This is a genomic window from Variovorax sp. GW823-FHT02B07, assembly GCF_058797695.1.
In genome coordinates this window covers 2290066-2313436 of sequence record NZ_JBXAJX010000001.1, presented here as the reverse complement: position 1 = coordinate 2313436, position 23371 = coordinate 2290066, and the positions used below count along the sequence as shown (strand labels likewise).

Here is a 23371-nt window from a genome sequence, read left to right as displayed (position 1 = left end):
GGATTTTTGCCGCCCCCGGGAAGATGCAGAACATCCTCTTCCCCCTCCAAGGCTCGCCATGATCAGACACGCACTCGTGATCGACCAGGTCGAACGCACCGGCCTCGCGCTGGCCACCTTCATGCGCCACGCCGGCATTCCCCGCGTGGACGTCACGCGCAGCGGCCATGGCTTTGTCGAAGCGGTGCAGCGTCGCCGCCACGACCTGCTGGTGGTGGACATCGACACGCCCGAAGTCACGGGCCTGCAGATGATCGATGCCGTGGTCGAGGCCGGCAGCCCCGCCGCGCTGGTGCTCATGAGCGCCCAGCCGCCGCGCATCCTGCAGGCTGCAGAAGACTATGCCCGGGCCCGCGGCGCGCGCGTGCTCTCGGCCATCGCCAAGCCGCGCACCATGGTCACGATGGCGTCGGCGGCGCAGGCCATGGCGCGCGAACGGCGCCACCGGGCCGGGCTGCGGCGAGGGAGCGCCCCACCTGCGAACGGCACACCGGCCTTCACCGAAGCGTTCCTGCGCGAGGCGCTGGCCACGCGCCAGATCACCGCCCACTTCCAGCCCCGGCATTGCGCGCGCACAGGCGTGTTGCGCGGCGCCGAACTGCAGCCGGGCTGGTACCGGCTCGACGACACCTGGCTGTCCGCGGCCGACTTCCTGCCCGCCATTGCGCAGGCCGGCCTGCACGACGCGCTGGTGCAACGCATGCTCGAGTGCGCTTTCGAACTGCTCGGCTATATGCACAAGGACCACGGCCTGCGCCTGGGCGTGCGCGTGCCCGCGTCGGTGGCCGCCTCGGTGTCCTGGGCGCAGGGCGTGGCCGAGCAGGCCGAACGCGCCGGCATCGCCGCCGACCAGCTCGTGCTGGAGATCGCGGAAGACGGCGGCGCGCGCTGCAACGAGGTGCTGGCCGGCGCGGTCGCGCACCTGCGGCTGCGCGGGTTCCACTGCGCCATCGACCGTTTCGGCCAGGGCGACTCGACCCTGAGCCGCTGGTTCAAGGTGCCGTTCAGCGAGCTCCAGATCGACGCGCGCCAGCTGGCACAGGCGCGCGAGAACCCGCATGCCCGCCACATCCTGGCGAGCGTGATCGCCATGGCGCGCGAACAGCAGGCGACGCTGCTCGTGAAGGGCGTCGACGGCGAGCGCGACCTCGCGCTGGCCCGCAGCCTCGGGTGCCACTTCACGCAGGGCGCGCAGCACGCCGCGCCGATGGCCGAGCCGGCCTTCGTGCAGTACGCAGCGCTGCTGCGGTATGCGGCGGGGCGCCCGCAGGCGCAGCGGCAACCCGACGCCTGCTGAGTCCCGGCCAGCGCGCTCAGGCGGCGCGCCGTGCCAGCACCGCTTCGGCGGCTGCCTGCAGTTCCGTCCAATCGGGGGCGATCACCGCCATCGTCTCCTGCTTCACCAGGACGCCGAGCCGGCCGCACATCGCGGCGATGGCCGGCTCGCCGATCATGGCGAAGGCACCGCGCACCGCATGCAACTCGTCGCCGATGACGCGCCGGTCACCGGTCGCCAGGGCTTTGTGGACCTGCTGCGCGGAGGAGGCCAGCGACGAAACCATCGCGTCGTGCAGGCGCGCGTCCAGGGGCGCTTGCGCAGGCGCGACCGGGGCGCTGGCCACCAATGGCGGCGCGGCCGCGCCCAGCGTCTTGAGGATCGCCTGCTCCAGCGCCGGCAACAGCACCGGCTTGAGCAGCACCCCCGCGAAGCCCGCCAGCGAGCATTGCTGGTAGCCCTCCTGCTCCAGATGCGCCGTGATGGCGACGAGCGGAATCGACGGCATGCGCTCGCGCAGCCGGCGGGCCAGCGTGTAGCCGTCCATGCCGGGCATGTTCAGGTCGGTCAGCACGAGGTCGTAGCGCTGCGCGGCGAACAGGGCCAGCGCGGCGTTGCCGTCGGGTGCCACGTCGGCGGCGACGCCGAGCGCATCGAGCTGGTCGCTGATGAGGGCGCGGTTGGCCGGATGGTCGTCCACGACCAGCAGGCGCACGGGACGCAAGGGCAGGGCCGCGCTGCCAGCACCGGTGTCCGATGGCGCGACAACTTCGGGCGCCAGCGCCACCAGCGGCAAGCTCACCGCGAAGCACGAGCCCGCGCCCGGCTGGCTGCTCACCGCAATCGTGCCGCCCATCTTGCGCGCCAGCCGCTGGCAGATCGACAGCCCCAGCCCCGAGCCGCCGAACTCGCGCGCGGTCGAGGGCGAGGCCTGCATGTAGATGTCGAACAGGTGCGGAATCTGCTCGGGCGGCACGCCCATGCCGGTGTCGGTCACGCGGATCGCCACCGGCGAGGCCTGCCCCGGCGACAGCGGCCCGACCTCCAGCGTCACCGCGCCCGAGGCCGTGAACTTGATCGCGTTGCTCAGCAGGTTGACGACGATCTGGCGGATGCGTGTCGGATCGCCCTCGTAGCCGGCGGCCAGGCCGGGGTGCACCACGCAATCGAGCCGCAGCCCCTTGGCGTGTGCCGAAGGCTCGAACATCTGCGCGCAAGCCTGCACGATCTCGGGCAGCCCCACGCGCGTGGTTTCGAGCTTGAGGTGGCCCGATTCCATCTTCGACAGGTCGAGGATGTTGTTGACGATCTCGAGCAGGGTGCGCGAGGCCTGGCGCACCGACTGCAGGCGCCGGGCCTGCACCTCAGGCGGCGCGCCTTGGCCGAGCAGTTCGAGGTTGCCCAGCACCGCGTTCAGCGGCGTGCGGATCTCGTGGCTCATCGTGGCGATGAACACTGACTTGGCGCGGTTGGCCGCTTCGGCCGCCTCGCGGGCTTCTTCGCGCTTCTTGTCGAGTTCGTTGCGCTCGGTGGTGTCGGCAAAGCTGCACAGCAGGGCGTCCGTGCCTTGGTAGCGCGTGCGCGTGCATTGCAGCAGCAGCTCGCAGGCCTGGCCGTTCTTCAGCGCCAGCGGCATGCCGGCGTCGTGCAGCGTGCCGCCTTGAGCGCGTTCGCGGTAGAGCGCGGCCATCTGGCGGTGCAGCGGCTCGGGCGGCGCGGTGGCCGCGGCGTAGTGTTCCATCAGGGTGTTCTGCAGCAGCACGCGCTCGTCGTCGAGCGCGATCAGGCAGACGCCGAACGACGAGGTCGCGATGATCGCGCGGTTGAGCTGCTCGCTCTCGAACACCCGCTGCGAGCGGCGATAGGCGGGCTCCAGCAGCTTGCGCCTGAAGAGCAGCAGCAGGCCCCAGAGCGTGCCCAGCACCACCAGCGTGGCGCCGCCGTAGCGCAGCAGCTGCGGCTTCAGCGTGGCGAAGACCGTGCGCCACGAGTAGGCGTACACCAGCGACCAGCCGGTGCCGGCCAGCGGCGTCGAGAGGCTGAACACGCCCGCGCTGTAGGTTTCGCGCGGCAGGGCGGGGCTGGCCTCGCGCAGGCTGTGGTCCCGCGCAGTGGCCATCAGCGCGGCGCCGTCGATGGCGTCGCTCGTGCGGTCGGCCCAGAGCAGCACCCGGCCCTGCGCGTCGACCAGCAGGGCGGCCGTGTCTTGCGGCGTGTGGCGCAGGCGATCCTGCAGCACGCCCGAGGGCAGGTTGCTCACGAACACCATGAAAGGACGACCCTGGGCGTCGAACCCGGGCTGCACCAGCTTGAAGGGCGATGCCCCCGGTGCCAGCAGGTCGGGCGCCGGCGGCTGCCAGGCGACGCGCCGCTGCGTGCGCCACTGCGCGGCGAGGGCGGGGTCGCCGGTGAGGTCGCCGATGTCGTAGCTCAGGCGCGCGATGAGCGCGGCGGTGTCCGGCAGGCCGGTGCGAGCCAGCGCGCCCTGCAGGCCGCCTTCGGGCGCGGGCATCAGCGTGAGCAGGCGGTGGTCGGGGGTGTAGGCGTAGGCGCCCAGCGGCGAATTGCGCAGCTGCGCGACGGCGGTGACGCTGTAGGCCTGCATTTCGAGCATGCCCAGGTAGGGCGCGAACTCGTACAGGTCATGGGTGCTGGTGGGGTCGACGGCGGCGATGGCGGGTGTCAGCTGCGCTCCGGTCTGCAGGACCACGTGGCCCCCGTCGCGCACGAAAGCTTCCAGCGTGCCGGCGCCCGGCGGCGCCTGGCTGTTCCAGAGCAGCTCGGCGTTCACCACGCCGCGGCGCATCGCCGCCTGTTTTTCCTCGATGTCGAGCTGCATTTGCGCGCTGTGCGTGGCCAGCGTGGCGCGCAGGTTCGCGAGCGCATTGGCGGTGGCGTTGTACAGCACGAGGCTCGCGGCCAGCACGATCAGCAGCGACAGCAGCGCGCCGCCGCCATAAAGCAGGGCGTGCTGGTAGCGGCGCAGCAGGTCCAGCTCCTGGGCCTGCCGGGCAGGCGTCGGGGCCGCAGGGGCGCTGGCGGGGAAGGCGGGCGGAGACATGGCGAAAAAATGGCGAAAAAGACGCGAATTAAAAACAATCGACTGGAATGGTAGGGCGAATTGCGCGTGAATTTCCGTAAATTCCAGGAGTGCTTCTGTTTATAGGACTGGTCCTATGCAGGCCTTTATTTTTCAGGATTCGGCTGAGCCGATGAGCGAGGGTTTCTGAAATTTCCATCTGTATTTTGCAGTCATAGGTGTCGATGAGAAATAAATCATCTATTCGGGTGGAGTAGATCTCCTGCGAACAGATCGCTGGGTCGGCAAGGCTGCCCTGCAATTCGACAGTGAAGAGCGGCAGGGCCAATGGCCGCGCAATCTTCACGATGAACTGCCAATAGGCAAGCACCGTGTGAGCGATTTTCAGACGGGTCCGATTGGATTTTTGAGGCTGAAAACATAGGATTGAAAAATTACCTTTGTCGCCTCTTTTGCACCTGTGCAAGGGCGCTGGATTGAATATTTTTTAGAGGTCGTCGATGACGAATATCTTGTGGATCAAGAAATTGTGGGAATTCATGCGTGGCAAGGGAGTGCTGGCAACCGGCTGCACGCGGCGAAGCGCGTTGTTCGGCACTTTGGTGCTGGCAAAAAAGCCATCGGTCACAGCCCGGAACGACAATTTCCTTTGAGCAGGCGGTCGCATTTGGCCTTGATCAAGATCGCAGGCGGATGGGGCCTCGACCCTTCATGGGGAGCGCGCTCATGCGGATGATCGGACACCGCCTGTCCATGGAGCGCTGCAGGCTCGGCCTGAGCGCCTCCGCCTTCGCGGTGCTCGGCGGCGTCGATGCCTCCGTGCAGGAGGCTTTCGAAAAAGGCGCGCGCCATCCCGACGCGGCCTACCTGGCCACCATGGCCGTCATCGGCATCGACGTGCTCTACGTCGTGACCGGCATGCCCACCTGCACCGAAGACCTGTCGGTGAGCCGCGAGGAGGTGTCGCTGCTGCGCGCCTACCGGACCTCGGACGATGCCGGCAAGAAAGCCGCGCACGCGGCGCTCCAGGCCATCGCGCAGGCCTTCCCGGGCGACATGCTGTCGGCTTCGGGCGCACGCGCTTCGCAGCCCGCTGCCGCGGCGCCACCACCCACTGAAACCGCCTGAGCCTTTCACCTGCGCGACGCGGCCCGCCCGCGCAGGAGCGGCGGGTAAGATGCCCCGGCGCTGCGCCCGGACCCTCGTCCGCCGGCCACGCCGGCAAGCGAAAGGGAAAAAACAATGGCAATGGACCGCTTCGAAATCCGCGTCGTTCTGGCCGACGACCATCCCGGCATGCTGGCCGGGGTCCGGCACGAGCTGGCGTCGGTCGAAACCCTCACGCTGGTGGGCGAGGCGGCCAACTCGACCGGGCTCATGGCGCTGCTGGAGACCACGCCGTGCGACGTGCTGGTGTCCGACTACGCGATGCCGGCCGGCGAGTTCGGCGACGGCGTGCCGCTGTTCAAGTTGGTGAAGCGGCGCTTTCCCGACACGCAGATCGTGGTGATGACCATGCTCGACAACCCGGCGGTGCTGCACTCGCTGGTGTCCAGCGGCATCCGCTGCATCGTGAGCAAATCGGATGCAGTGGCGCACCTCATCCCCGCCATCCACGCCGCCCGCACTGGCGGCACGTACTACTCGCCGACCATGGACGCCGTGGTGCGCTCCATCGACTGGGAGGTGCGCAGCCGCAACGCCGCGGGCGTGCTGAGCCAGCGCGAGTCGGAGGTGGTGCGGCTGTATGCGTCGGGGCTCACGATCAACGAGATCGCCGAGCAGCTGCACCGCAGCAAGAAGACCATCAGCACGCAAAAGACCAAGGCGATGGAAAAGCTGGGCATCGAGCGCGATGTCGACCTGTTGCGCTACGCGCTCGAAAACGGCCTGACGGCCACGGTGACGGGCGCGCCGCAAGGCTGACCCGCGTGTGGCCTCAGGGCCAGGGCAACGCCGGCAGGCCCGGCGGTGGCGGCGGGGGAGCCGCCGACGTGCTCATGAGCCCCGTCTCCATGCCGTAGCGCACGAGGTCCATGTCGCGCAGGATGCCGAGCTTGGCCATGGCCGAGCCCTTCTGCGTGCTGATGGTCTTCTTGCTGCGATGCAGCCGCTCGGCAATTTCCGTCACTGTGAGGCCCGACACGAACATGCGCACCACCTCGAGCTCGCGCTTGGAGAGCATGGCGTGCGGCTGGGTGTCGGTGCGGTGCGGCGCGGTGCGCGCGGCGATCTCCGCCATGCTGGGCGACAGGTAGCGTCCGCTCGCGTAGGCCGCATGCACGGCCGGCAGCAGGTGGCTCACCGAGTCGGCCTTGTTCAGGATGCAGGGCACGCCGATGTCCAGCAGCGAATGGATGATGCCGGGGTTGTCCAGCATGGTCATCACCACGATCTTCAGCCGCGGGTAGCGCTGGCGCACCAGCGCGAACAGCGCGATGCCGTCGCCGTGCAGGCCGCCGGGCATGGCGTAGTCGGACACTAGGATCTGGCAGTCGTGCTGCTTGAGCATCTCCATCATCTCGGTGGAGTCGCGCGCGGCGCCCACGACGGTGACCGCCTGGCTTTCGCGCAGCGTGCTCTCGATGCCGATGCGAACGGCGGGATGGTCGTCCGCGATCAGGACGCGGAGATTGAATGGCTTCATGGCGGACCTGTGGAACACAGAGGGATCGGACCTGCGCGCGCCGCGTGCAGGAAGGGCTGCTGTCGAACGCCCGGCCCCCGGCGTCGGGGACGTCTGAAAAAGGGGCCGGTGGCGGGTGCCTCGGGCGGGGCCAGCAGGGGATGACTGGACTTTAGGAGGGCATCGGTCCTGCGTTAAGCGGCCTGATCCGATAGCGGGCCGCCAATGCATAGGACCCGTCCTAATTTGTAAGACGCGGGGTGCCCGGGGCTAGGACCGGGGGCGCCGGCGGATCGGATCGGGTCCGAAAACGGGTTCGGACCCGGGCGGCTTCAGGCCGCGGCCGCGCCCTCGGGCGCCCGGCGTGCGAGCGCGGCGCGCGCCGCCGGCTCGAAGCGTTCGAAGGCCTGCGCCAGCGCGGGCAGGTCGGCGTCGCGCAGCTGCGTTTCCATGGCGACGCAGTCGGCGGCGAGCCCGGCTTCGTGGATCAGCGCGAAGGCGCCGCGCAGCGAATGCAGCCCGGCACCGAGCGCGGCGCTGTCGCCGGCGTCCAGCGCCGCGCGGATGGCCGCCGCGGTGTCGGCCAGTGACTGCGCGAGCGGCTGGTGCACCGACGCGGGCAGGGTGCCTTGCGCGATGTCCTGCCGCCGGGCGCCGGCCAATGGTGCGGCCTCGGGGTCGCGCAGGGTCAACTGCCGCACGGTCTGGTCGAGCGTGTCCAGCAGGATGGGCTTGATCAGCGCGGTGTCGATGCCCGCCGATTCGCAGCGCTCGCGTTCGCGCACCGCGACGTCGGCCGTGAGCGCCACGATGGGCACGCGCGAGCCCTGTGCGCGCAGCGCGCGTGCCAGCGTGTAGCCGTCCATGCCCGGCATGTTGATGTCGGTGATGATGAGGTCGTGCCGCCGCCGGGCGAACAGGTCCAGCGCCTGCAGGCCGCCCGAGGCCTGGTCGGAGGTGTAGCCCAGCGCCTCGAGCTGCACCTTCACCAGCTCGCGGTTGGCCGGATGGTCGTCCACCACGAGGATGTGCGCCGCCGGCGCGGCCGTGTCGGCGCCGGTGGCCGGCGGTGCGGGCGCGCGGGGGGGCAGGGCGGGCGCGGCCGGCAGCGGCAGCGTGACCAGGAAGGTGCTGCCCTTGCCCGGCGAGCTCACCACCTGGATGTCGCCACCCATGAGCCCGGCCAGCCGGCGGCACAGCGCCAGCCCCAGGCCGGTGCCGCCGAAGCGGCGCGCAATGCTGCTGTCGGCCTGCGTGAAGGGCTCGAACAGCGCCTTCTGCTGCGCCGCCGTCATGCCGATGCCGGTGTCGCTCACGCCGATCACCACCGGCGAGGCCGGGTCGGCGTCGTCCTTCAGGTAGACCTCGAGCAGCACGTCGCCGGTGTCGGTGAACTTGATGGCGTTGCTCAGCAGGTTCATCAGCAGCTGGCGGATGCGCGTCGGGTCGCCGAGGTGGTGCGGGGCGAGGGCGTCGTCGATCACGCAATCGAGCGCCAGGCGCTTGGCCTGCGCCAGCGGCGTGAAGACCGCGATCACCTGCCGCGCCGTGTCCGCGAGGTCGAAGCGGATCGACTCCAGGCGCATCTGGTCCGACTCGATCTTCGAGAAGTCGAGGATGTCGTTGATGATGCCCAGCAGCGCGGTCGACGACGACGTCACGGCGCCGAGCCGCTCGTTCTGCGCGGCCGACAGCGGCGAGCGCTGCAGCAGCTCGAGGTTGCCCATGATCGCGTTCAGCGGCGTGCGGATCTCGTGGCTCATCATGGCCAGGAAGGCCGACTTCGCATGGTTGGCCTGGTGCGCGGCCTCGCGCGCGCTTTCGAGTGCACGCTCGGCGTTCTTGCGCGTCGTGATGTCGGAGAAGTTGCACAGCAGCACGTCGCTGCCCTGGTACTTGGTGCGCACCACGCTCACGAGCAGCTCGGTGACCTCGCCGCCGGCCAGCGTCACGGGCAGTTCCAGGTCGGGCAGCCATTCGGGAGCGCCGGGCGCGTCGTCGTACAGGCGCAGCAGGCGCTGCGGCAGGGGCGGGTCTTCAGGCCGCGCGGTGTCGGTGCAGGCCTGCATCACCTGGTTCTGCAGCAGCACCTCGCCCGAGGGGTAGCGCAGCAGCGCCAGGCCCGAGGGCGTGGTCGCGACCATGGTGCGGTTGAGGTTCTCGCTTTCCACGATGCGCTGGGAGCGCGCATAGCCGGGCCGGAACACCTTGCGGTCGAGCAGGAGCAGCGCGGCCCAGACGAAGGCGATGAGCAACAGCATGGCGCCCGCATAGAGCGCGAACCGCAGGCCCAGCTCGGACGCGATGGTGCGCCACGAAAAGGCGTAGAGGTAGGTCCAGTCGGCGTCGGCGATCGGGGCGCGCAGGGTGAAGAGGCCGTCGCGGTACTGCAGCGTGGCGCCGTTCGCGGCCAGCGACGGCTGCGAGAGCTGCAGCGCGCGCGCCTGCAGGCCCTCGGTGCCGCTGGGGCCGTGCGTCTCGGCGATCACCCGGCCCGACGGGTCCACGAACATCGAGGCCTCGTCGTGGCGCTCGTTCGACAGGTGCGCGGTGATGATGTCCAGCGGGTAGTCGTTCACCAGCACGACGAAGGGCTTGCCGTCGTGGAAGCCGGGCTGCGCCAGCCGCAGCACCGTCTCGCCGGTGAAGGGGCTGACGGCCGGCGGCAGCCACACGGCCGTGCCGCTGTCGCGCAGGCGGGCGACGACGGCCGGGTCGTTCAGGTCGCCGAGCTCGGGCGGCGCGATGCGCTGGAGCAGGTCTTCGGTGGTGCGCGCGCCGTGACGTTCGAACAGGTCGGCCGCGGCGGGCGCCGGCACCACGGCCAGGAAGCGCAGGTCGGGCGCATAGAAATAGCTGGAGTGCAGCGTCAGCGTCTTCGTGTAGGCCGCCGAGCGGTAGCCGACCTCTTCGGCCAGCCCGAGGTACTGCGCGAAGCTGTCGGCCGGGCGCTGCGCCGAGAGGTCGCCCAGCAGCAGCATCGGCGGGAAGTCCTTGTTGCTGGGCAGCACCAGCCGGCCCTCGTGCGCGGCAAAGGCGTCGACCAGCGACTGCGGCGCGCGCGCGCGCCGCTCCCAGGCGCCTTCCTCGTGAAAGATGTTGATCCGCGCCGAGCCCTGGCGCACGAAAAGTTCGAGGTGAAGCAGCGCCTTGCGCGCATTGAACTCGGCCTGCCGCTCGGCCACGTAGTCGCGCACCTGCGACGAGAGCATCACGCCGGTGGCGGCCAGCAGCACGAGCGAGGTGACGGCGCCGCCCACGTACAGCAGCGCGCGCTGGTAGCGGTTCAGCAGGCTGATCACACCGCGTGGGGTGGCGCGCGACGCGCCGAAGCCGAAGAAACGCGGGAGATCGCTGGGCATCATGGCATCCGGGTGATCGGAGCGGGCAGGAAGAAGATGCCCGCGATGGTAGGGCACCGCCGTGCGTGCGGGCGCACCGCAGGGACGGGCGCGATGCACGCCTGCGGGGCGCATCGAGTGATCGCTGTATCAAGAAATGTCGACATTGGTGCAAACACCGTGGTTGACAGATCGTTTGTCGCAGACCATCGGCGGCCAGATCGCGTGCCGGACGGGCAGGCCGGATGGCACGCAATTTGCACAAGGCACGCCATGACAGCCAGCTCGCCGCGCACTTCCGCCAAGGCCCCCAAGGTCACCCGCATCGACCGCGACAACGACAGCACCGTGCAGTCGCTCACGCGCGCCATGCAGCTGCTCGAACTCCTGGCCGAAGACGACGAAGGCTTCCGGCTGGTCGACATCGCGGCGCACACGGGCCTGTCGTCGTCCACCGCGCACCGGCTGCTCACCACGCTCGAGCAGCGGCGCTTCGTGCAGTTCGATCGCGAGACCAACCTCTGGTACGTGGGCGTGCGCTGCTTCTCGGTGGGCGCGGCCTTCGGGCGCCGCCGCCGCATCGCGCACCTGGCGCTGCCGGTGATGCGCCGGCTGCGCGACAGCACGGGCGAGAGCATCAACCTGGGTATCGCCGACCTGGGCGACATCGTGTTCGTCACGCAGGTCGAGAGCCGCGAACTCATGCGCGCCATCGGCAAGCCGGGCTTCCGTGCGCCGCTGCATGGCACCGCGATGGGGCAGGCGATCCTGGCGGCGATGTCGGAAGACGACGTGCTGCAGTACCTGCGCACCTACGGCCTGCCCAAGCTCACCAACAACACGATCGCGCGCGCCTCGCGGCTGCATGAAACGCTGGGCGAAGTGCGCCGCGCGGGCCATGCAATCGACGACGAGCAGAACGCGGTCGGCCTGCGCTGCATTGCCGCGGCCATCCGCGACGAGCATGGCCAGCCCTTCGGGGCGATCTCGCTGGTCGGCCCGACGCAGCGCATCAAGAGCACCGACTTCCCGCACCTGGGCGCCACCGTGCGCGCCGCCGCCGACGAGATCACCGCCGCCTACGGCGGACGCGCCCGCTGAGGCGCGCGCATTCCACTGGCGCAGCGCGCCAAGTGCTTGATTCCTAAGCCGTTTTTCCGACCGTCCCGCGCAGCGGGATAGTCCGCTGCGCGCGTGCGGCGCGCGCTCCAATGGCTTGCCCTTCAACCGCACCTCCTTGCACAAAACCATGAAAACATTGCTTCCACAGCACGGCATCAGCCGAACGCTGACGCGGGTTTGCGACTGGACCGTGATCGCCTGCGGCTGGTGGCTGATCGCGCTGTCCGTCATGACCTGCGTCGAAATGCTCGGCCGCAAGGTGTTCTCGTTCAGCCTGCAGGGCATCGACGAGATCGGCTCCTACACCTACGGCATCGTCGGCGCCTTCGGCTTCGCCTACACGCTGATCACGCGCAGCCACACGCGGGTCGACTTCCTGCTGTCGCGCTTCTCGGTCGGCACGCGCGCGCTGCTCAACATGCTCGCGATGGTGAGCCTCGCACTGCTGGCGATGCTGTGCCTCTGGCGCGGCTACAACGTCGTGGTCGAGAGCATCGAGCTGCAAAGCACGGCCGCCACGCCGCTCGCCACGCCGATGTGGATTCCGCAATCGATCTGGCTCGGCGGCTACCTGATGTTCGCGCTGGTCGCGGCCTGGGCGGCCTTCGATGCGCTGCGCCTGTTCGTGCGGCGCCGCACGGGCGAGCTCAACGAGCGCTTCGGGCCGCAGACGCTCGAGGAAGAGATCGAGGCCGAGACCGAGGTCCAGATCAAGAGCCCGGCGCAGCCACCGGCCGAACACGCCGCCACCAACGTGGCCAGCGCCACCGGAGTCGCCTCGTGATCGGGCCGCTCGAAATTCTGGCCGGCCTGGCGATCATGCTGGGCCTGATGTTCCTGGGCTTTCACGTCGCGACCACGATGCTGGTCGTCGGCCTGCTCGGGTCGCTGATCCACTTCGGCATGCCCGCCATCAACGCCGTCGGCGAGCAGCTCTGGGCCGCCGGCGAAGACTACCTGCTGCTGTCGATCCCGCTGTACATCCTGCTGGGCGAGATCCTGATGCGCGGCGGCGCCACCGACAAGATGTACCAGTCGCTGGGCCAGTGGCTCAACCGCATGCCGGGCGGGCTGCTGCACACCAACATCGGTGCATCGGCGCTGTTCTCCGCGGTGTCGGGCTCGTCGGTGGCGACCGCGGCCACCATCTCGACCGTCGCGCTGCCCGCCTTCAAGAACCGCAACTACGACCAGCGCATGGTGCTGGGCACCATCGCCGCCGGCGCCAGCCTGGGCAACCTGATTCCGCCCGGGGTGGCTTTCATCATCTACGGCTCGATGACCAACACCTCGGCGGCGCGGCTGTACATGGCCGGCATCCTGCCCGGCGCGATCATGACGGTGCTGTTCCTGCTCACGATCCTGGCGATCTGCGTGTGGCGGCCGTCGGTGGCGGGCGTTCGCGAAGGCCGCACCGCGCTGGCGGAGAAGCTGCGTCACTCGGTGCACCTGCTGGGCCCGCTGGCCGTGTTCGCGGTGGTGATGGGCGGCATCTACACGGGCTGGGCCACCGTCACCGAAAGCGCGGCGCTGGGCGTGATCGTCTGCCTGCCCATCGCGGCGGGCTACCGCAAGCTGAACATCGCGATGCTGCACGAGTGCTTCCGCTCGACCATGCGGCTCACGGCGATGACGGCGCTGATCCTGGTGGCGGCGCTGTACCTGAACTTCGTGCTCTCGATGCTGGGCGTGCCGCAGGCGCTGGCCAGCCTCATCAAGTCGGCCGACGTGTCGCCCATCATGCTGCTGTGGATGCTGGCAGCGCTGTACCTGGTGCTCGGCATCGCGCTGGAGACCATGCCGATGCTCGTGGGCACGCTGCCGGTGGTGTTCCCCATCGTGCAGGCCGCGGGCATCGACCCCGTGTTCTTCGGCGTCTTCATGGTGCTGATGTGCGAGATCTCGCTGATCAGCCCGCCGATCGGCATGACGCTCTACGTGATCCAGGGCGTGCGTGGTGAAGGCTCGATCAACGACGTGTTCCAGGGCACCTTGCCCTTCTTCGTCGCCATGGTTGTGATGACCGCGATCCTGATCCACAACCCCTGGATCGCGACCTACCTGCCGAACCTGCTGTTCGGCAAGTGACGGTACTTTTTTCTCCCGCTCTCGAATCACCTTTCAACCTTTCAAGGAGTCAGGCATGCAACTGAAATTCGTTCTCCCGCTGATCGCGGCCACCCTGGCGCTGGCACTGCCGGCGCAGGCGGACAACGCCCGCCTGCGCGTGGCCGGCAACCTGGTGGCCACCGGGCTGATCCAGCAGACCAAGGAGCAGCCCTTCTTCGAGAACTTCGCGAAGAACACGGGGCTGCCCATCGACGCCGACTACAAGCCGATGGACGTGCTGGGCGTGAAGGACGCCGACGGCCTGCGCGTGCTGAAGTCGGGTCTGTTCGACATCGTCACCCTGCGCCTGGCGCAGGTGTCGCGCGACGAGCCTTTCTTCCTGGGCCCCGACATCGTGGGCCTGTCGACCGACTACGAGGTGGCGCGCAAGGTGGTCGATGCCTACCGCGACGCTTTCGACAAGCGGCTGCAGGAGCGCCACGGCGGCAAGCTGCTGGGCATCTATCCCTTCGGCCCGCAGGTGGTGTTCTGCAAGGTCGCGATCGGCGGCCTGGCCGACCTGAAGGGCAAGAAGGTGCGCGTGTACGACCAGTCGCTCGCCAAGTTCATCGAGAAGCTCGGCGGCATTCCCGTGACCATTCCCTTCGGCGAGACGCAGCAGGCGCTGGAGCGCGGCGTGACCGACTGCGCCATCACCGGCCCGAGCTCGGCCAACTCGGCGGGCTGGCCCGAGGTCACCACGCACTTCATGCCGATCGGCTTCCAGATCGCGCTCAACGCGTATGCGATCAACCTGCAGAAGTGGAACGCGCTGAGCGCCGAGCAGAAGACGAAGCTCACCGACGCCTTCCGCAAGTTCGAGACCGAGGTGTGGGGCTATTCGAAGGAGCTGTTCGACGATGCGTCGCGCTGCAATGTCGGCAAGGAGCCGTGCAAGACCGTCAAGAAGTTCGCGATGAAGGACGTGCCGGTGAAGCCGGGCGACCAGCAGATGATCCGCGACGCGCTGACCACGGTGTCGCTGCCGATCTGGAGCGAACTCTGCGACAAGTCCTACGACAAGTGCTCGGCCACCTGGAAGCAGGTCGTCGGCCCGGTGGTCGGTCTCAAGTAGCCCGGTATGCCATCGCTCTGGCAACTCACCGCGACCGAGCTCGCCGCAGGCTTTCGCGATGCGGCGTTCACCCCGACCGATGCGCTGCATGCCTGCCTGCAGCGCAGCGCCGAGGTCAACCCGCGGCTGAACGCGCTCATCACGCTCGACAGCGAAGGCGCCACGCACGCGGCGGAGCAAAGCACCGCGCGCTGGCGCAGTGGCCGGGCGCTGGGCGCGCTCGACGGCGTGCCCGTCACCATCAAGGACAACCTGCAGGTGCGCGGCCTGCCGACGCACTGGGGCAGCCGCGCGCTGGCCGGTGTGCTGGCCGAGCGCGACGAGCTGCCGGTGGCCAGGCTGCGCGAGGCCGGTGCCGTGATCTTCGGCAAGACCAACGTGCCCGAGTTCACGATGCAGGGTTACACCGACAACCCGGTGTTCGGCCCCACCGGCAACCCGTGGGACCCGGCGCTCACGCCCGGCGGCTCGTCGGGCGGCGCGGTGGCGCTGGTGGCCGCGGGCGGCTGCCCCATTGCGCTGGGCACCGACGGCGGCGGCTCCATCCGCCGGCCGGCCTCGCACACCAACCTCGTGGGCTTCAAGCCCTCGCGCGCTCGCGTGCCGCGCGGCGACGGGCTGCCGCCGATCTTCCTGGGCTTCGAGGTCGCGGGCCCGATCGCGCGCAGCGTGGCCGACGTGGCGGCCGTGATGCAGGTGATCGGCGACTGGCCGGTGGAGGAGGGCGCGGGCCCGCGACGCGCGCGCATTCTCTTCATTCCGCGCTTCGGCGATCACCCGGTCGATCCGCAGATCGCGGCGCTCACCGAGGCCGCCGCGCGCCACATGGCCGAACTCGGCCACGAGGTGACGACGGCGCAGGACTTCGGCATCGCCGAAGCGGTCAACCAGCGCTGGCCGCTGCTGGCGCAGGTCGGGCTGGCCTGGCTGGTGGCGCATCCACAGGAGCTGTCGAGCCGGCCCTTCGACGCGTCGCTGTTCGGCCCCGCGATGCAGGCGAACGCCGAGAACGGCCGCAAGGCCAGCGCGAGCGAGCTGTTCGAGCTGCTGTACGAAGCCGAGCGGCTGCGCAACACGCTGGCGCAACTGTTCGACCGCTACGACTTCCTGCTCACGCCCGCCGCCGCGGCCTTGCCTTGGCCCGCCGGCGAGACGCATCCGACGCGCATCGACGGGCGCGAGGTCGGCCCGCGCGGCCATGCGGTGTTCGCCGGCTTCGCGAACGCCGTGGGCCTGCCCGCCATCGCGCTGCCCTGCGGCTTTGCGGGGCCGCTGCCGGTCGGCGTGCAGCTCGTGGCGCGCGAAGGCGCGGACGACGCCTTGCTCGCGCTCGCGCGCTCGTTCGAACAGGCCCATCCGTGGCGGCGCTTCCCCGCGTTGTGACGCTGGCCGAGGCCGTGGCGGCGCAGCTCGCGCCGGCCGAGGCCGCGCAGGCGCTGTGCCGCGCGCGGCGCGACGGGCGGCGCGTGATGTCGTCGCTGCTGCCGTCGCACGACCGGCGCGCCGCCTACGCGATTCAGGACGCGACGCTGGCGGCGCTCGGTGCGGTCGGCGGCTGGAAGGTCGGCGCGAGCGCGCCGGGGCGCGAGCCCGTGTGCGCGCCGCTGCCGGCCGAAGGGCTGGTGCCCGGCGGCGCGTCGCTGGTCGGCGGTGCATGGCATCTGCGCGGCGTCGAGGCCGAGCTCGCGTTCCGCCTCGGCACCGACCTGCCGCCGCGCGCGTTGCCCTATACGCGCGACGAGGTCGCCGGTGCCATCGACGCGGTGCTGCCCGTGATCGAGGTGGCGGAGACCCGGCTCATCGACTGGCTCGACGCCAGCCCCTCGGCGCTGCTCGCCGACCTGCTGTGCCACGGCGGCCTGGTGCTCGGCGAGCCCGCGCCTTTCGAACGGTCGTGGCTCGACCTCGCACAGACCGAGGTCGTGATGCATTTCGACGCGCAGGTCGTCGCCCACACGGTCGGGGAGCACACGCACCCCGACGTCGGTGCGCTGCTCGTGTGGCTGGCCAACGAAGGCGCGGCGCGGGGCCAGGGCCTGCGGGCCGGCCAGGTCGTGACGACCGGTTCGTGCACCGGCATGTTGTTCGCCTCGCAGGGCACGGCCGTGCGGGCGGAAGTGAAGGGGCTCGCGCCGTTGCACGCGCGCTTCTGATTTCTTTCCTGGGATCACTGGAGGAACCCGATATGTCCCATTCAACGATCGACGCGGTGGCGCAGGCGCTGGTGCGTGCGCGCGGCGCGCACGTCGCGAGCCCGGCGGCCGACGTGGCCGGAGGGCTCGCGCAGGCCGACGAGGCCTACGCCGTGCAGCAGCAGGTGGCGCAGGCGCTCGGCTGGTTCGGTGCGGCGCCGCCCCGGTACTGGAAGGCCGGCGGCCCGTCACGCGATGCCGTGCTGACGCATGCGCCGCTGCCGCCGCGCGGCGTATGGACCAGCCCGGCCACGGCCGGCGACTGGCCGTTCCATCTGCGGGGCATCGAGGCCGAGATCGCGTTGCGCATTGGGCGCGACGTCGATGCGGCGTTGGCGGCGACGCTCGACGTCGACAGCGCACGCGCCCTGGTCGACGCCATGACGGTCTCGATCGAGATCGTCGATTCCCGCTGGCAGGAGGCCCTCGACGCGCCCGCGCTGTGCAAGCTGGCCGACCTGCAATCGCACGGCGCGCTGGTGCTGGGCGAGTGGGTGCCTTTCGTCGCCCGCGACTGGGCCGCGCAGGCCTGCGAGGTGCGCATCGGCGCGCGCGCGACCGTGATGCGTCGCGGCACGCATTCGCTCGGCGATCCCGCCTGGCTGCTGCCCGTGTGGCTGCGCCACGCCACGCGCCATGGCCAGACCGTCGCGGCCGGCACCGTCGTCACGACCGGCACCTGGGTCGGCATTCTCGAAGCGGGCGAGGGCGACCTCGTCACCGCCGAATTCCCGGGCATCGGCCACGCGTCGGTGCAGCTCTAGCAATTTCCACAACCCATCCAGAACGGAGACAACCCCCATGATCGCGCTCGACAACCACCCCAGCGGCCGCCACTTCCTGCAGATTCCGGGCCCCAGCCCCGTGCCCGACCGCATCCTGCGGGCCATCAGCCTGCCGACCATCGACCACCGCGGGCCCGAGTTCGCCACGCTGGGCAAGAAGGTCATCGGCGGGCTGCAGCAGGTGTTCCAGACCCGGCACCCGGTTGTCGTCTATCCCGCGTCGGGCACCGGCGCGTGGGAAGCGGCGCTGGTCAACGTGATGAGCCCGGGCGACCACGTGCTGATGTTCGAGACCGGCCACTTCGCGACGCTGTGGCAGAAGATGGCGCGCCGGCTCGGCCTGGAGCCCGAGTTCCTCGCGCTCGAAGGCAGCGACGAGACGGGCCTGCCGCGCAGCTGGCGCCACGGCGTGCAGGCCGACCTCATCGAGCAGCGCCTGCGCCAGGACACCACGCACCACATCAAGGCCGTGTGCGTGGTGCACAACGAGACCTCGACCGGCGTCACCTCCGACATCGCCGCAGTGCGTCGCGCGATCGATGCGGCGGGCCATCCGGCGCTGCTGATGGTCGACACCATCTCGGGCCTGGCGAGTGCCGACTACCGGCACGACGAATGGGGCGTGGACGTCACCGTCAGCGGCTCGCAGAAGGGCCTCATGCTGCCGCCGGGCATCAGCTTCAACGCGGTGTCGCCCAAGGCGCTCGAGGTGGCGAAGACGGCGCGCCTGCCCAAGGCCTTCTGGGCCTGGGACGAGATCATCGAGATGAACCAGGGCGGCTACTGGCCCTACACGCCGAGCACGAACCTGCTGTACGGCCTCAGCGAGGCGCTGGACATGGTGCTCGAGCAGGGCCTGCCGGTGATCTTCGCGCGCCACCAGCGCTGGGGCCAGGGAGTGCGCGCCGCCGTGCAGGCCTGGGGCCTGCCGACGCAGTGTGCCGACGCGCGCGTGCACTCGCCCGTGCTGACCGGCGTCATCACGCCGCAGGGCGTCGATGCCGATGCGCTGCGCCGCCTCATCCACCAGCGCTTCGACCTCTCGCTGGGCGCGGGCCTGGGCAAGCTGCGGGGCCGCATGTTCCGCATCGGACACCTGGGCGACTGCAACGACCTCACGCTGATGGCCGCATTGACCGGCATCGAGATGGGTTTCAAGCTGGCGGGCGTGCCGGTGGCCGGCAGCGGGGTGCTGGCGGCCATGGCGTACTTTGCGGAAACACCGGCCGCCAACGCCGCGTGATCCCCCGGGAAGGGGCTGCGGTCTAGGTGTTTGCCATTATCGTCAACAAGATTGTCAACATTGATGTTGACGTTAATTTCGACAAAGCCTAAATTCCGCTCCACAGCCTCGGTGGTGCACTGGACCGGACCAGCCCGACCCGCGACTGCAAAGTTCGCCAGCGTGCCGGGTCGTTTCCTTGCAAGCTGGCATCCGTGCCACTGCAAGGAGACAAACCGATGCAAAACACCATGACGGACGGCGCCAAGGCGACCGCCGCAGCGCCCGACGACACGCTCCAGCCCACCAAGGTGCGCTGGAAGATCTTCCTGATGATGTTGTTCCTGATCTCGATCAACTACATCGACCGGGCCTCGCTCTCGGTGGCCATGCCGCTGATCGCCAAGGAATTCGACATCGGCCCGGCCGTGCAGGGCCTGCTGCTCAGTTCCTTCTTCTGGACCTACGCGCTGATGCAGATTCCGGGCGGCATGCTGGCCGACCGCTTCGGCCCACGCGTCGTCATTGCCGGCGCCACCGTGGGCTGGGGCTTCTTCCAGGCCATCGCTGCGGCTTGCACCGGCTGGGTGCCCCTGCTGCTCACGCGGCTGGGCCTGGGCGCGGCCGAAGCGCCGATCTACCCCGCGGGCGGCAAGCTCAACGGCATCTGGATGACGCAGACCGAACGCGGGCGCGGCGCCACTCTGCTCGACGGCGGCGCGCCCCTGGGCGCGGCGCTGGGCGCGATCCTGATCTCGGCGCTGATCGCCGTGCTCGGCTCGTGGCGCCTGGCCTTCGTGATCGCCGGTGTCGGCACCGTCATCGCCGGCTACTTCGCCTGGCGCTACATCCGCAACCATCCGCGCCAGCATCCCGACGTGAACGAGGCCGAGGCGCGCTACATCGAGGCCAGCCACGCCGCCGACGCCGCCAAGGAATCGGCCAATGCCAGCGGCCGCGTGCTCGACTTCTTCCGCTACCGCTCGGTGTGGGGCATGTTCTTCGGCTGGATGTGCTTCAACGCGCTGTTCTACGGCCTGCTCACCTGGATGCCCAACTACCTGTCGAAGGTGCACGGCTTCGACATCAAGCAGATGGGCGGTGCGGTGTTCATCATGTTCTTCTCGGGCTTCGTCGGCGAAATGTTCGGCGGCTGGCTGGCCGACAAATGGATGGCGGCCGGCGCGTCGCAGAGCAAGGTGCTGCGTACGCTGTTCGGTATCTCGTCGATCATCGCGACCATCGCCATCTTCATGGTGACGCGGATCACGGACCCGGTCGCCGTGGTGGTGCTGCTGTCGGTCACGCTGTTCTTCCTGCGCTGGTGCGGCCTGTTCTGGTGCGTGCCGTCGATCCTCGGCACGCGTGCCCGGGTCGGCTTCCTGGGCGGCACGATGAACCTGGGCGGCAACGTGGCGGGCATCGGCGTGCCGATCGTGGTCGGCCTCATCGTGCAGGCCACGGGCTCGTACTTCATGGCGCTGATGCTGTTCACCGCAGCCGGCGCGGGCCTGTTCGTCTGCTCGACGATGCTGATCGACTACAGCAAGAAGCTGCCGGTCTGATGCCAACCACCCGGACTTCCATCCCATGACCCCTCGCAAACTCATCGGCGTGCTCACGCCGTCCTCGAACACCGCGCTCGAGCCGCTGACCAGCGCGATGGTCGCGGCCGTGCCCGGCGTGTCGGCGCACTTCTCGCGCTTCACCGTCACCGAGATCTCGATGCGCGATGCATCGCTGAACCAGTTCGACGACAGCAAGATTCTCGAGGCCGCGCGGCTGCTGGCTGACGCGCGCGTCGACACCATCTGCTGGAGCGGCACCTCGGCCAGCTGGCTCGGCTTCGAGAAAGACCAGGCGCTGTGCGCGCGCATCACCGAAGCCACCGGCATCCCGGCGACCACCTCGGTGCTGGCGCTCAACGAACTGCTGGCCGCGCAGGGCGCGCGCACGCTGGGGCTGGTGTCGCCGTACGTCGAGGACGTGCAGCGGCGCATCGTCGCCAACTACGCGGGCATCGGCATCGACTGCGTGGCCGAGCGCCACCTGGACCTCACGGTGAACTTCTCGTTCAGCGAGGTCGAGCCCGACACGCTGCGCCGCATGCTGCGCGAAGTGGCGCAGCAGCGCCCCGACGCCATCACCATCATGTGCACGAACCTGAGCGGCGCGCAGCTGGTCGAGGAAATGGAGCGCGAGCTCGGCATCCCGATCTACGACTCGGTGGCCACCGTGGTCTGGCGCGCGCTGAAGACCGTCGGCGTCGCGCCGGGCGCCGTGAAGGGCTGGGGCCGGCTGTTCGACGCGACAGCCTGAGCGTTCGCCACCGCCCCCGAAACAGACAGAAAAGCAAAGAAAGACCATGACCTTCCGCGACCTCGATCTCGTGGTGCGCAACGCCCGCGTTGCCACCGCCAGCGACACCTTCGATTCGGACATCGGCATCGCCGGCGGCCGCATCGTGCAGCTTGGCCTCGGCCTGCCGCCCGGCCGGCAGGAGATCGACGCCGCCGGCCGCTACGTGACGCCGGGCGGCGTCGACGCCCACTGCCACCTCGACCAGCCGATGGAGCCGCCCGTGCGCATGGCCGACGACTTCGGCTCCGGCACCCGCGCCGCCGCCTGCGGCGGCACCACCACCGTGATTCCGTTCGCCGCGCAGCAGAAGGGCCAGTCGCTGCGCGCCGCCGTGCAGGACTACCACCAGCGCGCCGAGGGCCGCGCCCACGTCGACCACGCCTTCCACCTGATCGTGAGCGACCCGACCGAGGAAGTGCTCAAGTACGAGCTGCCGCAGCTCATCGCCGAGGGCTACACCTCGTTCAAGATCTACATGACCTACGACGATCTGAAGCTGGACGACGGCCAGATCCTCGACGTGCTGTCGGTGGCGAGAGAGCAGGGCGCGATGGCCATGATCCACGCCGAGAACGCCGACTGCATCGAGTGGCTGACCAAGCGGCTCGAAGCCAGCGGGCGCACCGCGCCGCGCTTTCATGCGCATTCGCGGCCGATGTTGGTCGAGCGCGAGGCGACGCACCGTGCCATCGCGCTGTCGGAGCTGGTCGACGTGCCGATCATGATCGTGCACGTGTCGGGGCGCGAAGCCGTCGAGCAGATCCGCTGGGCGCGCGCGCACGGCCTGAGCGTGTTCGCCGAAACCTGCCCGCAGTATTTGTTCCTGACCGCCGAAGACCTGGGCATCGACGACAGCTACCAGGGCGCGCGCTGCGTGTGCAGCCCGCCGCCGCGCAACTGCGAGAACCAGCAGGTGATCTGGAACGGGCTGTCCGACGGGCTGTTCACGATCTTCTCGTCGGACCATGCGCCGTTCCGCTACGACGCGCCCGAGGGCAAGAAGCCCGGCGGCGAAGAGGTGGCCTTCCGCCACATCCCGAACGGCATTCCCGGCATCGAGACGCGGCTGCCGCTGTTGTTCTCGCACGGCGTGCTCGACGGGCGCATCACCATCAACAAGTTCGTCGAGCTGACGTCCACCAACCCCGCCAAGGCCTACGGGCTGCACCCGCGCAAGGGCACGATCGCCGTCGGTGCCGATGCCGACCTCGTGGTCTGGGGCACCACGCCGCGCGCGATTCGCAATGCCGACCTGCACCACGACGTCGACTACACGCCCTACGAGGGCATCGAGGTGAAAGCCTGGCCGGCGCTGACGCTGGCACGCGGCGAAGTCGTGTGGGACGGCGAACGCTTCCATCCACGCGCCGGACGCGGAGAATTCCTGCGCCGGGGCGAGCCCACCTTGCTGCCGAGCCGCCGACCCGCCTGAACCTGGAGCCACCGCCATGAACCTGCTGCTCATCAACCCCAACACCTCGCAAAGCGTCTCCGACCTGATCGCGGCCGAGGCCCGGCGCGCGGCCGCGAGCGACACGCACATCGAGGTGCTCACGGCGCCTTTCGGCGTGGCCTACATCGAGACCCGCTTCGAATCGCTGATCGGCGCCTACGCCGCCGCCACGCTCGCGGCCGAGCACCACACGCGGCACGACGCCATCGTGGTCGCGGCCTTCGGCGACCCCGGCATCGACGGCCTGCGCGAGGCGCTCGACATCCCTGTGGTCGGCCTCACCGAAGCCGCGCTCATGAGCGCGTGCCTGCTCGGCAAGCGCTTCTCGATCGTCGCGATCTCGCGGCGCATCACAGCCTGGTACCGCGAGTGCGTGCAGGCCAACGGCCTCATCGACCGGCTGGCGAGCATCCGCAGCCTGGACGGTCCGCTCAAGGACATCGGCCACGTGCAGGACGACCACGGCCAGCGGCTGGAGGCCCTGTGCATGTCGGCCATCGAGGACGACGGCGCGGACGTGATCATCATTGCCGGCGCGCCGCTGGCGGGCCTGGCGCGCTCCATCAAGGACCGCATTCCGGTGCCCGTGGTCGATGGCGTGTCGAGCGCCGTGTGCCATGCGCAGACGCTCGTCTCGCTGGCACCTGCACCGGCGCGCCTGGGCAGTTTTGCGCCGCCGCCGATCAAGCCGAACCACGGGCTGCCCGAGGCGCTGGCGCGGCTTCTGGCACGCGACGGCGCCCGCGCGCCAGGCTGAGGTCGCGGGCCC

Annotated in this window: 20 protein-coding genes; 16 read left to right on the top strand and 4 right to left on the bottom strand. The window is 69.6% G+C overall.

The window, feature by feature from the left end; all coding sequences use genetic code 11:
• The first annotated feature begins 58 nt into the window (after positions 1–58).
• A complete protein-coding gene (locus tag AC1RGU_RS10835; protein WP_492696404.1) occupies positions 59–1297 on the top strand; it encodes an EAL domain-containing response regulator in 1239 nt (412 codons plus the stop codon).
• A gap of 16 nt (positions 1298–1313) precedes the next feature.
• On the opposite strand, the gene AC1RGU_RS10830 is transcribed toward AC1RGU_RS10835, so the two are convergent.
• The gene (locus tag AC1RGU_RS10830) at positions 1314–4337 is read right to left on the bottom strand and encodes an ATP-binding protein (protein ID WP_492696403.1); all 3024 of its coding nucleotides are present in this window, start codon (positions 4335–4337) and stop codon (positions 1314–1316) included.
• Positions 4338–4365: 28 nt separating this feature from the next.
• On the bottom strand, positions 4366–4686 hold the full coding sequence (locus tag AC1RGU_RS10825; RefSeq protein WP_492696402.1) for a hypothetical protein: 321 nt from the start codon (positions 4684–4686) through the stop codon (positions 4366–4368).
• A 130-nt stretch (positions 4687–4816) separates the two neighbouring features.
• Between AC1RGU_RS10825 and AC1RGU_RS10820 the strand changes: the two genes are divergently transcribed.
• The 3 genes from AC1RGU_RS10820 (at position 4817) to AC1RGU_RS10810 (ending at position 6242) form a co-directional block, all read left to right on the top strand.
• Positions 4817–4969 carry a hypothetical protein gene (locus tag AC1RGU_RS10820; RefSeq protein WP_492696401.1) on the top strand — a complete coding sequence of 51 codons (153 nt, stop codon included), beginning with the start codon at positions 4817–4819 and terminating at the stop codon, positions 4967–4969.
• A gap of 73 nt (positions 4970–5042) precedes the next feature.
• Positions 5043–5444, top strand: coding sequence for a helix-turn-helix domain-containing protein (locus tag AC1RGU_RS10815; protein ID WP_492696400.1), 402 nt, complete (start codon positions 5043–5045; stop codon positions 5442–5444).
• Between the two features lie 120 nt (positions 5445–5564).
• Positions 5565–6242 (top strand): response regulator, encoded by a 678-nt coding sequence (locus tag AC1RGU_RS10810; RefSeq protein ID WP_070060780.1) that lies wholly within the window; start codon positions 5565–5567, stop codon positions 6240–6242.
• A gap of 13 nt (positions 6243–6255) precedes the next feature.
• Here AC1RGU_RS10810 and AC1RGU_RS10805 read toward each other — a convergent pair whose 3' ends face one another.
• Together AC1RGU_RS10805 and AC1RGU_RS10800 are read right to left on the bottom strand one after the other, a co-directional pair.
• The gene (locus AC1RGU_RS10805) at positions 6256–6963 is read right to left on the bottom strand and encodes a response regulator (RefSeq protein ID WP_062470253.1); all 708 of its coding nucleotides are present in this window, start codon (positions 6961–6963) and stop codon (positions 6256–6258) included.
• Between the two features lie 311 nt (positions 6964–7274).
• Positions 7275–10304, bottom strand: coding sequence for a hybrid sensor histidine kinase/response regulator (locus AC1RGU_RS10800; RefSeq protein WP_492696399.1), 3030 nt, complete (start codon positions 10302–10304; stop codon positions 7275–7277).
• A 252-nt stretch (positions 10305–10556) separates the two neighbouring features.
• Here AC1RGU_RS10800 and AC1RGU_RS10795 point away from each other — a divergent pair, with 252 nt between their 5' ends.
• From AC1RGU_RS10795 to AC1RGU_RS10740, 12 genes are all read left to right on the top strand, one after another.
• Entirely contained in the window at positions 10557–11384 is an 828-nt protein-coding gene (locus tag AC1RGU_RS10795; protein ID WP_159271724.1) for an IclR family transcriptional regulator, read from the top strand.
• A 148-nt stretch (positions 11385–11532) separates the two neighbouring features.
• Positions 11533–12189, top strand: coding sequence for a TRAP transporter small permease subunit (locus AC1RGU_RS10790; RefSeq protein WP_492696398.1), 657 nt, complete (start codon positions 11533–11535; stop codon positions 12187–12189).
• The gene (locus AC1RGU_RS10785) at positions 12186–13493 is read left to right on the top strand and encodes a TRAP transporter large permease (protein WP_307588435.1); all 1308 of its coding nucleotides are present in this window, start codon (positions 12186–12188) and stop codon (positions 13491–13493) included. Before AC1RGU_RS10790 ends, AC1RGU_RS10785 begins: the two co-directional genes overlap by 4 nt.
• 55 nt (positions 13494–13548) lie before the next feature.
• Positions 13549–14589: a TRAP transporter substrate-binding protein gene (locus AC1RGU_RS10780; protein WP_492696397.1), complete on the top strand. Its 1041-nt coding sequence runs from the start codon at positions 13549–13551 to the stop codon at positions 14587–14589.
• 6 nt (positions 14590–14595) lie between these two features.
• Positions 14596–15972, top strand: coding sequence for an amidase (locus AC1RGU_RS10775; RefSeq protein WP_492696396.1), 1377 nt, complete (start codon positions 14596–14598; stop codon positions 15970–15972).
• Entirely contained in the window at positions 15948–16742 is a 795-nt protein-coding gene (locus AC1RGU_RS10770) for a 2-keto-4-pentenoate hydratase (RefSeq protein WP_492696395.1), read from the top strand. Before AC1RGU_RS10775 ends, AC1RGU_RS10770 begins: the two co-directional genes overlap by 25 nt.
• A 32-nt stretch (positions 16743–16774) precedes the next feature.
• The gene (locus AC1RGU_RS10765; protein ID WP_492696394.1) at positions 16775–17545 is read left to right on the top strand and encodes a fumarylacetoacetate hydrolase family protein; all 771 of its coding nucleotides are present in this window, start codon (positions 16775–16777) and stop codon (positions 17543–17545) included.
• 37 nt (positions 17546–17582) lie between these two features.
• Positions 17583–18809 (top strand): pyridoxal-phosphate-dependent aminotransferase family protein, encoded by a 1227-nt coding sequence (locus AC1RGU_RS10760; protein WP_492696393.1) that lies wholly within the window; start codon positions 17583–17585, stop codon positions 18807–18809.
• Between the two features lie 218 nt (positions 18810–19027).
• Positions 19028–20353 (top strand): MFS transporter, encoded by a 1326-nt coding sequence (locus AC1RGU_RS10755; RefSeq protein ID WP_492696392.1) that lies wholly within the window; start codon positions 19028–19030, stop codon positions 20351–20353.
• Between the two features lie 25 nt (positions 20354–20378).
• Positions 20379–21107, top strand: coding sequence for a maleate cis-trans isomerase family protein (locus AC1RGU_RS10750; protein ID WP_489056676.1), 729 nt, complete (start codon positions 20379–20381; stop codon positions 21105–21107).
• 46 nt (positions 21108–21153) lie between these two features.
• Positions 21154–22581, top strand: coding sequence for a dihydropyrimidinase (gene hydA, locus AC1RGU_RS10745; RefSeq protein WP_492696391.1), 1428 nt, complete (start codon positions 21154–21156; stop codon positions 22579–22581).
• Between the two features lie 16 nt (positions 22582–22597).
• Positions 22598–23359, top strand: a complete 762-nt coding sequence (locus AC1RGU_RS10740; protein WP_159271731.1) for an aspartate/glutamate racemase family protein — start codon at positions 22598–22600, stop codon at positions 23357–23359.
• Positions 23360–23371: the final 12 nt, after the last annotated feature.

Bases quoted from the DNA above. Each gene is read 5' to 3' on its own strand.
- AC1RGU_RS10740 (WP_159271731.1), top strand. From the start codon at position 22,598: ATGAACCTGCTGCTCATCAACCCCAACACCTCGCAAAGCGTCTCCGAC.
- AC1RGU_RS10790 (WP_492696398.1), top strand. From the start codon at position 11,533: ATGAAAACATTGCTTCCACAGCACGGCATCAGCCGAACGCTGACGCGG.
- AC1RGU_RS10780 (WP_492696397.1), top strand. From the start codon at position 13,549: ATGCAACTGAAATTCGTTCTCCCGCTGATCGCGGCCACCCTGGCGCTG.
- AC1RGU_RS10820 (WP_492696401.1), top strand. From the start codon at position 4,817: ATGACGAATATCTTGTGGATCAAGAAATTGTGGGAATTCATGCGTGGC.
- AC1RGU_RS10765 (WP_492696394.1), top strand. From the start codon at position 16,775: ATGTCCCATTCAACGATCGACGCGGTGGCGCAGGCGCTGGTGCGTGCG.
- AC1RGU_RS10830 (WP_492696403.1), bottom strand. From the start codon at position 4,337: ATGTCTCCGCCCGCCTTCCCCGCCAGCGCCCCTGCGGCCCCGACGCCT.
- AC1RGU_RS10760 (WP_492696393.1), top strand. From the start codon at position 17,583: ATGATCGCGCTCGACAACCACCCCAGCGGCCGCCACTTCCTGCAGATT.
- AC1RGU_RS10800 (WP_492696399.1), bottom strand. From the start codon at position 10,304: ATGCCCAGCGATCTCCCGCGTTTCTTCGGCTTCGGCGCGTCGCGCGCC.
- AC1RGU_RS10810 (WP_070060780.1), top strand. From the start codon at position 5,565: ATGGACCGCTTCGAAATCCGCGTCGTTCTGGCCGACGACCATCCCGGC.
- AC1RGU_RS10750 (WP_489056676.1), top strand. From the start codon at position 20,379: ATGACCCCTCGCAAACTCATCGGCGTGCTCACGCCGTCCTCGAACACC.
- AC1RGU_RS10795 (WP_159271724.1), top strand. From the start codon at position 10,557: ATGACAGCCAGCTCGCCGCGCACTTCCGCCAAGGCCCCCAAGGTCACC.
- AC1RGU_RS10835 (WP_492696404.1), top strand. From the start codon at position 59: ATGATCAGACACGCACTCGTGATCGACCAGGTCGAACGCACCGGCCTC.
- hydA (WP_492696391.1), top strand. From the start codon at position 21,154: ATGACCTTCCGCGACCTCGATCTCGTGGTGCGCAACGCCCGCGTTGCC.
- AC1RGU_RS10755 (WP_492696392.1), top strand. From the start codon at position 19,028: ATGCAAAACACCATGACGGACGGCGCCAAGGCGACCGCCGCAGCGCCC.
- AC1RGU_RS10805 (WP_062470253.1), bottom strand. From the start codon at position 6,963: ATGAAGCCATTCAATCTCCGCGTCCTGATCGCGGACGACCATCCCGCC.
- AC1RGU_RS10815 (WP_492696400.1), top strand. From the start codon at position 5,043: ATGCGGATGATCGGACACCGCCTGTCCATGGAGCGCTGCAGGCTCGGC.
- AC1RGU_RS10775 (WP_492696396.1), top strand. From the start codon at position 14,596: ATGCCATCGCTCTGGCAACTCACCGCGACCGAGCTCGCCGCAGGCTTT.